Source organism: Spiroplasma endosymbiont of Dromius quadrimaculatus (genome assembly GCF_964031155.1).
Classification (GTDB): Bacteria; Bacillota_I; Bacilli_A; order Mycoplasmatales; family Nriv7; genus Nriv7.
In genome coordinates this window covers 775,406-790,392 of the sequence record NZ_OZ035010.1, presented here as the reverse complement: position 1 = coordinate 790,392, position 14,987 = coordinate 775,406, and the positions used below count along the sequence as shown (strand labels likewise).

Here is a 14,987-nt window from a genome sequence, read left to right as displayed (position 1 = left end):
ATAAATATTTGGATATTGATTTAGATAGACAAAGTTAAATCTAAATAGTATTCTTAATAGAAGTAAGACTATGAAAATAAAATTTAAAAAAAATTGCCGTTTATTATTCTTTTTTTCATAATTTGAATTTGCTTTATTTTTCTAAAAAGTTTAAAATTGTCTTGCATTGTTTTATAAAAGTTGAGGTTTAATTTATGAAAAGAAAAATAATGAAATATTGAGTAGTGTTATTATTATCAGTTTCTCAAATTTTAACCTTAGCTGCTTGTACTTTTCGTTATCAAACTAAGATTGATGAAGGCATCGCTGCTAAATTAAATGATTTTTCGGCAATTACTGGCGAAATTACTAAAGCAATAATATTAAGTAGAGAAAAAAAATGAGATGCTTCGCAAGTTATTAATGATATTTTAGAAAATAAAGTTGATAATTTAATTTTTAAAAATATTTCTTATTCGTATTTTGGACAAACCAATTATAATAATTGATTCCCTCGTCATCAAGAGTTTTTTGCTTCGCAAGATTTAGCTAATAAAGTTATTAACTCTAATGATAAATATGTAAAACCCTATGCTGATTTAATTAGTCAAAATAATATTTTAGGTAAAATTCGAACATATGGTTCAATTTTTAACACTTTAACTGTTGATACATTAAAAGAAATTTTTAATAGTGGGTCCGTTTTAGATCCCATTATGAATTTTTTAACTAAAAGTAATATTGAAAGTTTTTGAAATGATTATAATGCTGGTGGTTATGCTGATATTATTACTGAATTACGAAATAATCTTACTGAACATAATGATAATTTTGTTGGCAAAGCAACATATGCTGAAGCACTACAGTGGTCACAAAAAAGAATTAAAAAAATAATTGTTCAAATTGGTTGTAAGAAAGAAAATGATAAAAAAAAAGAAAATGATGAAGAGAAAGAAAATGATGAAGAGAAAGAAAATGATGAAGAGAAAGAAAATGATGAAGAGAAAGAAAAAGCTGAAAGTTCTTGTAAAGGATATGATAGTAAAGATGATGCCGAAGTAGAAGCTGCTTATGATACAATGATGGCAACATTTGGTATTGAAGTAGATAATATTAATGATAATGATGTTTCAATAATAACTAATAAATATATATTAGAAAATTTTCAAAATGGATTTAAAGATCTAAAAAATATTATTTCATTGTTAGTACCAATTTTACCAGTTATTTCTTATGTAATGAAAATGTATGTTAGTCTTCCTTTTGATGATCCCAATAAGATTTGGTACGAAGTTAGTAAAATTCCTAAAGAAATTCAACAAGCTATTAATGAGCAATTGAGTACGACATATGTTGGTTTCGATCAATCAGTAATTAGTAATTTAAAAAATAAGTTAACAAAAGTATTTTCTTTAAATGATGGCGGATTAAGTTTACGAAAGTTATTATTAATTATGAGATTAACCCCACAATTAAATGAATTAGTTAAGAAAATTAACATAAATATTATAACTTTCTTATGGTCTTTTGATTATCCATTAATTGATGTGGTTTCAGCTGGTGGTGTTTGAATGAGATTTAATAGTATTTTTACAAAAAATACTGATTTTTTCCCATTAGCATTTCCTAAAATTAAAGAAATATTAGATCCCATTTTTGGAACTGTTAAAAAATATTTAAATTTTCTTCCTAATGATACAAATATTAATTTAAATGATGTTTTAACCGCAATTAATAAGTTAGTCGGTGTAATTCAAGATGAGGTGTTAACAGAAGCAAAGATTAACAAGATTCTTGCTGCCATTGAAATTGACAACGAGCATGCAAAAGTGGCATTATTAGAAATCCTTGGATATAATGGTCAGAAAGGTGAATTAATACCGAATGGAGTATTGGATACTCTTATTACGACTATTAGCTCTTGTAAAGAAGAAGATGATTCCAATTGTATAACCGAGGTTGCTAAATTGTTAACAATGTTAACAAGCGAAAACGGAATTTTAGATCGCATTGTTAATGATAATAATGGCACTATTAATATGAAATATCGGAGATTTTATCAAGATAGTAATTATTGAAGAATTACTAATACGAAAATGCAGTATAATGATATTGATAATTCATTAGAAGTATCATATGATATTAGTTTTTCCCAAGGTAAGATGAATAATATTTATTCAATTAAATGAAAAACAAAAAACTATTACAATAGTCTTGCTAGCAATAATTTTAAAATTGTAGCATTTAGGAATAAGGAGATTAAATAAAATGAAAAATACAAAATGGGCATTAATTGGACGAATAGTAATTTCGTTAGCATTTTTTTTAATGATTGTTTATGGTTTTGTGGAGCTAGTTAAGTCTAAATTTGTTATTTATGATACTGTTGTTTTAAAACTAAATTTTTGAACTAGTAATTTTGCTCAAACATTATGGAATATATTAATTATTATTGCTTTTTTTACATTTGTTATTACAAATATTTGAGGTTTAAAAAGAAGGATTTTCTTTTGAATAATTGGTAGTATTTATATAATTATTGGTTTTTTAACATTTATCTTTACAATTATTGATAATACTGATAATGGCGAGAGAATGGCAATTGGATTAGTTATTTCTTTACTATTAATGATTGGGGCGGGATTTTTATTACTAGTTGCCTATCGAATGAAAAATAAAGAGATTGTTGCTAATAATTGAAAATTTTGAGAGAAAAATAAGTCTGCCAGTCCTGCATAGTTAAAAATAAAAACAGCAAAATCCTTGCTGTTTTTATTTTTGACAAGTTTATTTGTTATAATAATTTAAGAAATGAAATAGAATTAGGTGAAAAATTTTTAATGAAGAAAATATTATTAGTTGATGGTAATGGTTTAGTTTTTCGAGCATATTACGCAACTGCATATAGTAATTCCATAACTTTACGAGCAAATGATGGGACACCAACTAATGCTTTGTTAGGTTTTATTACAATGTTAGAAAAGATTTTAAAACAAAATTATGATTTAGTTTTGGTTGCTTTTGATGCGGGACCTAAAAATTTTCGTTATGGAATATTACCTAGTTATAAAGAAAAACGCGTTAAAACCCCACAAGAATTATTACAGCAATTACCATTAGTTCGTGAGTTTTTAGATGCTTATGGAATTCAATGATATGAACATCCTGATTTTGAAGCTGATGATATTATTGCTACGATTAATAAAAAGGCAATTGATTTAAATTGAGAAATTGAAATTTTGTCATCGGATGGTGATTTAGAACAGTTATTATCTGCTAATACGGTAATTGTTAAACCAAAGCAGGGATTATCACAAGTAGAAATTATTAATGTTGATTCATTAAAAGCAAGATGAGATATAACTCCAAACCAAATACCTGATTTAAAAGGATTAAAAGGTGATGCCAGTGATAATCTTCCAGGTATTAAAGGCATTGGCGAGAAAACTGCTTTATCATTGTTACATCAATTTGGAACATTAGAAAATATTATTACGCATCAAGAGGAATTAAAAACAGCGGTTAAAGAAAAAATTGTGAATAATGCTAATATCGGCTTATTATGTAAAGAAATGGCATCTTTAAGATATGATGTTCCTTTTCCTAAGGATTTATCTTCGTTAACAATTAATACAGATTTAAATCGCTTAAAAGAATTTTATTTAAAATATAATTTGAAGTCATTAGTTAATCGTTTAGAGACAAATAATCCTTCACAAGATAATAATAAAGATCAAGGTAAAATTTTAAGTAAGTGAGATGCTAATTATAATTGTGTTGAAAATGCGTTATTTGTTGAAATGAGTGGTGATAATTATTATACTTCAGACATTATTGGGTTTGGTGTTGTTAACGATAAAGGAACATTTTATTTAGATTATCTTGTTGCTAGTACTGATGAATTATTTTTAGCATTTTTAAAAGATGAAAAATGTCTAAAAGATGTTTTTGATTTGAAGAAAGTTATTAATGGTTGTAAATGACATCATATTGAAGTTAAAGGTATTGCTTTTGATTTACAATTAGCAGGTTATATTTTAAATGCGAATATGAAAGTAACGATTGATAATGTTATTAATTATTTTGCTGAACAAACTTTTATGAATGATGAAATGTTTTATGGTAAAAATCAAAAAAAAATTGTACGAGAATTGCAAGAAGTTGCTGGTTTTATTACTAGAAAAGCTTGATGAATTTTACATTTAAAACCGCTTCTTAGTAAGAAATTAGAACAACAACAACAATTAGAGTTGTATAAAAATATTGAGTTTCCTTGTGCTTTTGTATTGGCAAAAATGGAGTTTCACGGTATTCGTGTTGATATGAAACAATTAGAACAGTTAACAAAAGAAGTATTAAAAATTGTCACCCAATTAAATGAAGAAATTAATAGTTTAGCGCAACAAGATGTTAATCCTAATTCTCCTAAACAATTAAAAGAATTATTATTTGATGTGTTAAAATTACCTGATTTACAAAAAGGTAGTACGGCACAAGAAGTATTAATGCAATTACAAATGCAACAATTACATCCAATTATTGATAAAATTTTGGAATATCGTAAATATCAAAAAACTTATTCAACTTATTTAAAAGGTTTAGAAAAATATATTTTCGCAGATGGTAAGGTGCATACGATTTATAATCAAACTAATACAACAACAGGAAGGTTATCTTCACAAGAACCTAATATGCAAAATATTAGTATTCATGATGTTCATCAAAAATTAGTTCGTAAGGTGTTTGTTCCTAATGATTCTGGCACACAAGTAGTGTTATCTAGTGATTACTCGCAAATTGAATTAAAAGTTTTAGCACATATGGCTAATGTTAAAGAATTAATTAAAGCATTTAAAAATAATGAAGATATTCATTCATTAACTGCTAGTAAAATATTTTCTATTAATCAAGCTGAAGTTAGTGAACAGCAACGAAGAGTTGCGAAAACTGTTAATTTTGGGATTGTATATGGTATTTCTGATTTTGGTTTAAGTAAACAATTAATGATTTCTATTAGCGAAGCAAAAAAATTTATTGAACGATATTTTGCTGTTTTTCCTGAAATTCGTCATTATATGGATAATACAATTAAATTTTGTCAAGAACATAAATTTGTTAAAACTTTATTCAATCGGATCCGATACATTCCAACAATTAATGATCGGAATTGAGTAGCTAAACAAGCAGCAGAACGCGTAGCAATTAATGCTCCGATTCAAGGAACAGCAGCTGATATAATTAAATTAGCTCTAATTAAAATTGATCAGCAATTAGAACAAAATAATTTAAAATCGTATCTTGTTGCTCAAGTTCATGATGAGTTGATTGTTGAAGTATATGAAAATGAATTAGAAATTGTTAAAAAAATTGTTAATTCAGCAATGAATTTAGCAACAAAATTGCAGGTGCCCTTAACGGTTGATATTAATACAGGAAATAATTGATATGAAGTATAAAGGAGATTAAGTTAATGCCAGAATTACCAGAAGTAGAAACTGTTCGTGCCAGTTTACAACCTTTTGTTTGCAATCAAGTTATTACAGGAATTAGAATTTATTGAAGTTCAGTAATTAAACAACCCGACTTAGTATCATTTCGAAAATTGATTGTTGGTCAAAAAATTCTTGATTTAAAAAGAAAAGCAAAACATTTAATTTTTGAATTAGAAGATTTTGTGTTAATTAGTCATTTACGAATGGAAGGTAAATATTATTATCAAAATCTTAATGATGATATTGAATGAAAACATGTTTTATTAGTTTTAGAATTAAGTAATGGTTGTGAATTAAGATATCATGATACAAGAAGATTTGGTACTTTTCATTTGCAAAAAAAGGATGAATATGAACAATTAGCACCATTAATCAAAGTAGGCCCAGAACCTTTTGAATCAAGGGCTACTGTTGATTATTTACAAAAGAAATTTAAAAATAAGAACCGAGCTATTAAAACAATGCTGTTAGATCAAAGTATTATTAGTGGTTTAGGAAATATTTATGTTGATGAGGTATTATTTGCTAGTAAAATTCATCCGGTTACTAGGTGTAATAAATTACAAACCGAGCATTTAAAAGCAATTTTAAATAATGCGAAACAAATTTTAACACAAGCGATTAACTTAAAAGGAACAACAATCGCTAGTTATACTTCTAATGTTGGTGTTAAAGGGACATATCAGCAATTATTGAAAGTGCATACAAGAGAAGCATTAGCGTGTTATGTTTGTTCTTCAATAATTGAAAAAATTAAGCTTAATGGTCGTGGTACATATTTTTGCTGTCAATGTCAGAATAAATTATAAGTTGTGAATTATGTGGATAAGTAAATTAAAGCATCTTATTTATAAGATATTTTTAGGACTAAGTTGTGGATAACTTAGTGGGTAATTATTTTTTTATTGTTTATTATTTACATCGCTATTATTCTGTCATAGAATAAATAAGACAATAAGGTGGAGATAAAAATGTTACAATCAGAAGAAAAATTTCAAATAATTATTAATTCTCATATTTGTAGTGAAACGCAAAAGATAGTTCAACATTTATATCAACCAATTATTGGTGTTAATGCTGTTTCGCTATATTTTGCTTTATTAAATGAACAATTATCAATGAAAGTTTTAAATTTAGATAATTCGCATTTACGCTTGCAAAATTTATTACAATTATCATTACTGGAAATTGAAGTTGCGAGAAATCGGTTAGAAGCAATAAATTTACTTGATGTTTATCGTAATAATACTAATATTGGTGTTACTTATTACTATGAATTATTTGCTCCGATGGCACCACAAGACTTTTTTAATCATCAGCAATTTAATCAATTGCTAATTGATAATCTTTCTCTTAATGATTATGAACGAACAAAGTTTTTATTTATGCAATATCAAGAAGATCTGTCAAGTTATAAAAAAATTACGAAATGCTTTAATGAAGTATTTTCTTTATCAATAGTAAAAGCAGATGCTTCTAGTGCTGATTTTATTTTCCAAACCAATCATTTGTCAGAAACTAATAACCAATCATTAGAAGTTGCTAATGAAGATATGAAAAATCCTTTACAAAAAAAAATTTATGAGATGCAAACAATATCACCATATAAATATTTAACATTATTACAAAATTTTCCTTTACAAGCGAAAGATTTACAGTTATTGGCTAAGTTATTAGTTACTTATACTTTGTCACCAGAAGTTACTAATTGTTTAATTGAATATGTGTGATATAAAAATAATAAACTTTTAGTTGTGGCTTATTTAGAAAAAATTGCGAGCACATTACAACAAAAGCAGATTACTACTGTTGAACAAGCAATGATATATTTAAGAACTGCATATGTTCAAAGTTTTAATAAGGAAAAAATAAAATCTAATAAAATTGTAAAAAAATCAAAATTTGATTATGAAATTAAATGAAATACGGGTATTATTCCAAAATGGTTACAAGAAGACCCCCTTTATCAAACATAATTATGGAAGGAAGTGATTGTTATGGATATTTATCATCGGATTCAAAAAACTAAGATTGTTGCTTTGCAAAAATTTATTGCTGAACATCAATTACTAAAAAAAGATTTATTACGAAATAATGATATTTTAGAAAAATATTTAAATAATTTTGTTGAATGTTTGGATGGTTTGAATTGAAATGAATGTCAACAATTAATTCCTGGATATCGGTTAGAATTAGTTTATGAAAATCAACGCATTTATTTAGAAATGCAAGATTGTTTACATCGTCAATATTTGCGAGCTAATGATAAAATTCGTAATAATTATTTAATTTGTCATTTTCCTTTATCAATGATTAATTTATCATTAGAAACTGATTTTCATTTACCAGAAAATGATTTTATTCGCATAAAATTAAAAGAATATTTTATTAATTTCCTTAAAAAAGAGCAAACAACAGGATTATATATTTATGGTGCTCCTGGTATTGGTAAAACTTATATTTCTATTTTATTAGCTAATAGTTTAGTTCGAAGTGATTATAAAGTATGTTTTGTTTTTGTTCCCCAATTAATGAGTCAATTAAAACAAGCGATTTCGAAAGCAACTAATTCATTAGCTAGTGATATTTATAAGCTCCAAACTTGTGATGTGCTATTCTTAGATGATTTAGCTGGTGAACCCGTATCGGAGTGAACTCGTGATGAGGTTTTATTTAGTATTTTAAATTATCGGATGCAACATAATTTATCAACATTTTTTACTTCTAATTATGATATGGGTAACTTACAAGAATATTATAGTCGTAATGCTAAATATAAAAATATTGATATTGTGAAATCAATTCGGTTAGTAGAAAGAATTAGATACTTGGCAAAACCAGTATTATTAGGGGGCGATGTGCTTCGGAAATATGCCCAATAAATTGGCAATGATTTGCAATGTCTTTGGTAATTTCTAGATAGTGTTTTAGAAGAAAATTACTAATTTAATTGTAAAATAAATGAGTTATTTGTATAATTATTGCAGTGCATATAGGAGGAAAACAGAATGACAAAGAAAAGAATTGCAATTAATGGGTTTGGACGCATTGGTCGTTTAACTTTAAGAATATTAATGAATTATGAAAATATTGAGATTGTAGCAATTAATGATTTAGGTGATGTTAAGATGCTAGGTCATTTATTAAAATATGATTCAGCACAAAAGCGATTTGATAAGGAAGTTACTACTAAGGAATCAAGTTTAGTTATTGATGGTCATGAAATTAAAATTGTATCTGAAAAGGATCCTAAAAATTTACCGTGAAAAGAGTTAAATATTGATGTTGTTGTTGAATCAACAGGGTTATTTGTTACTAAGGAAAGTGCAGCAGCTCATATAGTTGCGGGAGCTAAAAAAGTTGTCATTTCAGCACCTGCGGGAGCTGATTTAAAAACCGTTGTGTTTAATGTTAATCATCATGAAATTGTTGCTAGTGATACTATTATCTCAGCGGCATCTTGTACAACTAATTGTTTAGCACCAATGGCACAAGTATTAGATGAAAAATTTGGTATTAAAACTGGGGTGATGACAACAATTCATGCTTATACTAATGATCAAAATATTTTGGATGGTCCACATCGTAAAGGTGATTTTAGAAGAGCAAGAGCAGCGGCAGTTAATATTATTCCAAATACTACAGGAGCTGCTAAAGCGATTGGGTTAGTATTACCAAATTTAAAAGGAAAATTAGATGGTGCAGCTCAAAGAGTACCAGTAGTTACTGGTTCAATTACTGAGTTAACTGTCCTTTTAAATAAAAAGGTAACAGTTGCTGATATTAATGAAGCAATGAAAAATGCTGCTAATGAATCTTTTGGTTATACTGAAGATCCGATTGTTTCTAGTGATGTTATTGGTATTAGTTATGGTTCATTATTTGATGGTACGCAAACTAAAGTAATGACTTTAGGAGACGATCAATTAATCCAAGTTTTTGCTTGATATGATAATGAAATGTCATATGTTAATCAACTATGCCGAACAGTTAATCATATTGCAAACTTAATGGAATAAATAATGGCTAAGGTGGATACCTTAGTTTTTATTATTGGAAAGGAAAATTAAATTCATATGAAAAAAACATTGGCAGATATTAATTTTAAAGATAAAAAAGTATTAGTTCGAGTCGATTTTAATGTGCCATTAGTTGATGGTGTTATTAGTGATGATAATCGTATTATTAGTGCCATCCCAACAATTCAATATTTATTAGACCACGATGCTAAAGTTATTTTATTATCACATTTGGGAAGAATAAAACGGTCAGAAGATTTAAAAAAATATTCATTAAAACCAGTAGCAAAGCGGTTAGCAGAGTTATTAGGTACTGAAGTAAACTTTGTTGATGAAATTAGTGGGGTAACATTGCAAACAGCAATTAATAGTTTAGAAAATAAACAAGTTTTATTAATGGAAAATACGCGTTTTGCTGATTTAGAAAATAAAAGGGAATCTAATAATGATGCTAGTTTAGGTAAATATTGAGCAAGTTTAGGTGATGTTTTTGTTAATGATGCTTTTGGCACAGCCCATCGTGAGCATGCTTCTAATGTTGGTATCGCAACTAATATTAATGAATCGTGTATTGGCTTGTTAGTGGAAAAAGAGTTAGCAATGTTAAATAAAGCGATTATTAATCCTGAGCGACCTGTTGTTGTGATTTTAGGAGGGGCAAAAGTATCTGATAAGATTGGTGTTATTGATCATCTTTTAAAGGTAGCTGATAAAATAATTATTGGTGGAGCAATGAGTTATACTTTTTTAAAAGCGCAAGAATTTAATATTGGCAAGTCTTTAATTGAAGAAGATAAAATAGAATTAGCTAAACAGTATTTACAAAAAGCAAACGGTAAAATAATTTTACCGATTGATCATTTGATGAGTAAAGAGTTTGTTGATCAGTCTGGAATTAATAGTACTGATGCTAATATTGCTGATGATTATATGGGAATGGATATTGGTGCGAAAACAATAACATTATTTAATAACTATATTAAAGAAGCTAAAACTATTATTTGAAATGGTCCAGTTGGCGTTTTTGAGATGAAAAATTTTAGTAAGGGAACGCTAGCAATTTGTGAAACAATTGCTCATTTAAATAATGTTTTTAGTATTGTTGGTGGTGGTGATTCAGCCGCAGCAGCCATTCAGTTAGGTTTTAAAGATAAGTTTAGTTATATTTCAACTGGTGGTGGCGCTAGTTTGGAATTATTAGAAGGTAAACCGTTACCCGCTATTGAAGTTATTCAAGATAAATAGTTAATGTTATTAATGATGTATCGTTTAAATAAACGATACATTTTTATTGTTAAAATATAAAAATTGTAATATATGTTATAATTATTTGTGAAAAATATAAAATTAGAAAAGATAAATGGTGTTATGATGAAAATTAAGTTAGTTGCTTTAGATTTAGATAAAACATTATTGAAAAATCATTTTGAGTTACATCCAGAAAATATTGTTGCTGTGAAGCAAGCTCAAGAACTTGGTGTTAAAGTAATTATTGCTACAGGACGATCACCGCAATCTAGTTATAAGTTTGCTCGCGAATTAGGTTTATATGAAACTAGTGAGCATATGGTATGTTTTAATGGTGCCTATGTTATTAATTTAAGAACTGGTGAGTTATTAGTTGATAAAGAAATAGCATCAGGTACTATTAAGCAAATTATTAATTTAGCTAAAAATTATAAAGTTGCTTTTTGAGGTTATAGTGTTGATGGTAATATTGGTTATATTTTAAAGAAAACTTTTAAAATTTGATTAATTCAAAAGTTAAATCGTCGTAAAATTGTTAAAGTAAATGAAAATTCTGATGTTAGAATGTATAAAATTTTATTATTAGGTAAGAGTAAAAGAATTAATAGTTTAGCATTAGAATTAGAAAAGTTACAAATTGCTGAAATTGCGGTTTCTGACAAGGGAAAATCTCGGATGATTGAGGTTAATGAATTAAATATTAGTAAAGCAAGTGGTATTAAGCATTTAGCTAAGATGTGAAATATTAATCGTGAAGAGGTTATGGCGATTGGTGATGGAATGAATGACTATAAAATGATTGAATGAGCTGGTTATGGAATTGCAATGAAAGATAGTGAAAAACCATTATTAGCAATTGCTAATGATATTACTGATACTTATAATAATGGTGGTGTTAGTAAAGCAATTCATAAATATATATTAGATATTAACTAAGATGTTATAAAAACTCTTAGTTTTTTTTAATAAAATAGTTGTACACTTTTTTTATTTTGCTAAACTTAATTTAAGTATTAAGAATATTGAAAAATAAACTATATTTTGAGGTGAGTAAAATGCGTGGTTGTTTTGCGAAAATTTTTTTAGCATTCCTGCTATGTTCAACAGGTATTATTACTAGTATTAATAGTTTGGAACTTGATATTAATGAAGAAATTGTGTTAAATCCAAATACAGTAATTCTTGCATTTAAGGAGCGCTTTGATAAAAAAATTAAGCAATTAGATTTTTTACTAGCAGAGAAACTTACTGTACCCGTAATGTCAATTGTTTATGAAGAAACAATTAAAGTAAGAGAATTAAAGTTAACTTGATTTGATAATTCTTTATTTGCTAAAGAAAATATTAATTATATGTTAGATAAGCTTGTGTAATATACCACAGACTTATGACAAGCACAAGAGGGTTTTTAAAAAAGGTCGCGTTTAGTTTTCTTAGGTATTTTTAAAAAAAGAAAAAGTAATCGTTTACTATAAATTATTTCAATATTCAAATTAAGTATATATTTCTTATGTATGATTTTTGTTGTAAAAAATTATTTTAATGTTGTTTTTATAAGCATTTTACTTAGTTTCTATAACCTTTTATTGAGATTATGTTTGTTAATATTAAATATTTTGTTTTATTACTTATTTTTCAAATAAAAAGGTAATCAATTTTTAGTTACTTTTCTTTCAAAATTATTTAAACCTTTTCCTACCTAACAAAACTTTATGCGTCCTTTTAAAAAGGGATGATAAATTATAAAATAATGCAGGAATTTCTTAAAAATAGTTTATAATGAAATTCCAAAGTAAGTAGATTCCAGACTAAGATTTTTTTGGAGAAAGGAAAAGGTGTTATTAATTTTATTAATTAGTAAAAATTCACGAAAGGGATTTGATTAATATGAAAAAATTACTAGGAATCTTAGGAACAATAACAATAGCAGGAAGTGGAATGACAGGTATTGTTGGCAATGCCCCAAGAAAAATAGAACAATCTTTTATGAAACGAGAAAAACGAGCAACAAGTCCTTATTTAGTAGAAGCTAATAATGATATAATAGTAAAATATGATTATTATTATGGTAGAACTGGAGATGCTAGTTGAAGTTATACTTTAAGGTTTAATGATAAGAAAACATTAAATATAGTAGATTTTACTAAATATGCTTCTGATTGAAATTCATTTATAGAAAAATATCCTTACATTATAATTAACACTTATGGAGAAGAAAATTCACCAGAAACTTTTGGTAATGTAGGGAAAGATAAATTTGGAGATATTAAAATTAATTTAAATAATGTTGATATAAATCATAACAATAGTAGTGATAAAGCATATTGAAGAACTTTAGTTAAAGCAAATCAATATTGATTTGCTTCATATGATGTTGATTGTGATATTGAAATAGGATTATGAATTGAAAATAATAAAGAATTAAAATTAAATATTTATGTTTATAGTTATCTTTATAGTGCTGGAGCCACTAATAGACACTTAACAACTGTTTTAGGAATAAATTTTGCTAAAATTGTAAATAATTAAAATTAAAAAAATCTTTTAATTCTAGAAATATTTAATTTAATAGCGATTGTAACAATAAGTTAAATATTTTATAAAAAATAATTATTCAAACTTCTAGAAACTACTTTGTTAAAAATTTTTGCAATGTTTGAAAAGGCGTTTTACTGTTTAAAGATGAATGATGGCGTTCAAAATTATAAAAGTAATAATATTTGTTTAAATAATGTTGAAGTTCGTTTTGATTTAATTTTTTATCCTTAGAATAAAATAATTTGGTATAATGTTGATGAAATCGCTCGATTTTAGCGTTACTCTGTGGCGAACGAATCGGTGTGGTTTCGTGGACAATTCCGTTCCTCGAAAGAAAGGTTGTAAAAGGCCTTTCTTTTACTTTATATGCTTTTTTATTGCTTCAATTAGTAGTGGTAAATTTCGGAGCATTATCAGTACGAAGGCGTTTAATTGTTATGCCGAGCTCGCTAAAATCTTTCATTGCTCTTTGTGCGGCATTAATTGCGTTATTGGTTCCTAAACTATCATAAACATAACCAAATACTATGCGTGTCATTTCGTCAATGAAATCATAAATGTAATATTTTTTATTAACCGGAAAATTTGATGTGGTAATAATTTTGGCATCCATTTGTAAAAGACCAATCTCGGAGACTTCATAACGCTTAAAATGGCGTTTTGTTTGTTTGATTTGCTGTTTTAATTCTTTTCAGCGAGAGTCGGATTTAATTCAACGATAAAAAGTTTTGATATTTTTCGGAACTTCTAAATTTTTAACATCGTGAAAACCGATTTTTAAATTGTTAAATAAAGACCACATTCCGCCAGCTTGAAGATTTTTGTAATCAAAATATAAATCACATACTTTTTCGCGAGAATTTAAACTATATTGATAATTAAGATTTTGTGGTTTTGTAGTTTTAAACAATAACAAATCTAAATTGTCAGAATAATAAGCGTTCATAATTTTTTGTGCCCAACGATAAAAAGTTTTTGTTGCACTCTTAAAATATTTTTTAATAAGTTTTGTTAAAGTAGTTTCTTCAATATAAAAATAAGTACATAAATTTAAATAAGCAGTAATGCGTTTTTTAGTTTTATAGTAATAAGGATTACGGCAATTAGCACTTAGTCAACTTTGGATTTTTGCTTTTAAATCCGCTAAATCAGCTTGAGAAATAATATATTTCATTTTTTAAAACTCCTTAAATTGAGAAAATCGTATTTTTTTAATACGATTTTCAAGAATGATTATTAAATTAATAAATTAATGAGGCATTTTGGCAGAGAAGGAAGTTATACTATAAGATAATCCTATTGATTTAGTAAATGTTATCTCAACTTTAATTATCTCAGAAATTTGATAACCAAAATCTGAATCTAAATAACTAAAATCATCGTATTGTTTTTTAACACCATTATTTTTATAAAAATTAATTCAATCTTTATTTTTATTTCCAAGAGATAAACTAAAAATGCGAGTTCGTTTAATTTCAAGAGGCAAATCTATGTTATCTTGAAATTTAATTTTAGCACCACTACCAATTTTACTAGGAATTAAAAAACTATTATAAATGATAGGAAACTCTAAATCATATTTTTTTAAATCATTGCTATTTTTATTGCACCCAGAAATAAACATTGCAGTTATTAAATTTAAAGCTGATAAAAATTTTCGCATAAAGAAAAATCCTCCTTTCAAAGGAATTATATTATAAAAAATAATGGC

General features: G+C 26.5%; 13 protein-coding genes. 11 read left to right on the top strand and 2 right to left on the bottom strand.

The window, feature by feature from the left end; all coding sequences use genetic code 4:
* Positions 1 to 194: 194 nt before the first annotated feature.
* The 11 genes from AAHM88_RS04460 to AAHM88_RS04410 all read left to right on the top strand — a co-directional run bounded on the left by AAHM88_RS04460 (position 195) and on the right by AAHM88_RS04410 (position 13,267).
* A complete protein-coding gene (locus tag AAHM88_RS04460) occupies positions 195 to 2,246 on the top strand; it encodes a hypothetical protein (RefSeq protein ID WP_342262344.1) in 2,052 nt (683 codons plus the stop codon).
* A gap of 1 nt (position 2,247) precedes the next feature.
* Entirely contained in the window at positions 2,248 to 2,718 is a 471-nt protein-coding gene (locus AAHM88_RS04455) for a hypothetical protein (RefSeq protein ID WP_338968073.1), read from the top strand.
* Between the two features lie 101 nt (positions 2,719 to 2,819).
* Positions 2,820 to 5,435, top strand: coding sequence for a DNA polymerase I (polA, locus tag AAHM88_RS04450; RefSeq protein WP_342262343.1), 2,616 nt, complete (start codon positions 2,820 to 2,822; stop codon positions 5,433 to 5,435).
* A 14-nt stretch (positions 5,436 to 5,449) separates the two neighbouring features.
* Complete coding sequence (mutM, locus tag AAHM88_RS04445; protein WP_338968070.1) at positions 5,450 to 6,280, top strand: DNA-formamidopyrimidine glycosylase; 831 nt, start codon at positions 5,450 to 5,452, stop codon at positions 6,278 to 6,280.
* Between the two features lie 162 nt (positions 6,281 to 6,442).
* A complete protein-coding gene (locus AAHM88_RS04440; protein WP_342262342.1) occupies positions 6,443 to 7,447 on the top strand; it encodes a DnaD domain protein in 1,005 nt (334 codons plus the stop codon).
* Between the two features lie 21 nt (positions 7,448 to 7,468).
* On the top strand, positions 7,469 to 8,353 hold the full coding sequence (locus AAHM88_RS04435; RefSeq protein WP_342262341.1) for an ATP-binding protein: 885 nt from the start codon (positions 7,469 to 7,471) through the stop codon (positions 8,351 to 8,353).
* Between the two features lie 126 nt (positions 8,354 to 8,479).
* Positions 8,480 to 9,490 carry a type I glyceraldehyde-3-phosphate dehydrogenase gene (gene gap, locus AAHM88_RS04430; protein WP_342262340.1) on the top strand — a complete coding sequence of 337 codons (1,011 nt, stop codon included), beginning with the start codon at positions 8,480 to 8,482 and terminating at the stop codon, positions 9,488 to 9,490.
* A gap of 57 nt (positions 9,491 to 9,547) precedes the next feature.
* Positions 9,548 to 10,735 carry a phosphoglycerate kinase gene (locus tag AAHM88_RS04425; RefSeq protein WP_342262339.1) on the top strand — a complete coding sequence of 396 codons (1,188 nt, stop codon included), beginning with the start codon at positions 9,548 to 9,550 and terminating at the stop codon, positions 10,733 to 10,735.
* A gap of 87 nt (positions 10,736 to 10,822) precedes the next feature.
* Positions 10,823 to 11,674, top strand: a complete 852-nt coding sequence (locus tag AAHM88_RS04420; protein ID WP_342262338.1) for an HAD family hydrolase — start codon at positions 10,823 to 10,825, stop codon at positions 11,672 to 11,674.
* Between the two features lie 119 nt (positions 11,675 to 11,793).
* Entirely contained in the window at positions 11,794 to 12,111 is a 318-nt protein-coding gene (locus AAHM88_RS04415; protein ID WP_342262337.1) for a hypothetical protein, read from the top strand.
* Positions 12,112 to 12,625: 514 nt separating this feature from the next.
* Positions 12,626 to 13,267, top strand: a complete 642-nt coding sequence (locus AAHM88_RS04410) for a hypothetical protein (RefSeq protein WP_342262336.1) — start codon at positions 12,626 to 12,628, stop codon at positions 13,265 to 13,267.
* 100 nt (positions 13,268 to 13,367) lie between these two features.
* On the opposite strand, the gene AAHM88_RS04405 is transcribed toward AAHM88_RS04410, so the two are convergent.
* Both AAHM88_RS04405 and AAHM88_RS04400 read right to left on the bottom strand, forming a co-directional pair.
* A complete protein-coding gene (locus AAHM88_RS04405) occupies positions 13,368 to 14,450 on the bottom strand; it encodes an integrase core domain-containing protein (RefSeq protein WP_342262335.1) in 1,083 nt (360 codons plus the stop codon).
* A gap of 75 nt (positions 14,451 to 14,525) precedes the next feature.
* Positions 14,526 to 14,939: a hypothetical protein gene (locus tag AAHM88_RS04400; protein ID WP_342262334.1), complete on the bottom strand. Its 414-nt coding sequence runs from the start codon at positions 14,937 to 14,939 to the stop codon at positions 14,526 to 14,528.
* Positions 14,940 to 14,987: the final 48 nt, after the last annotated feature.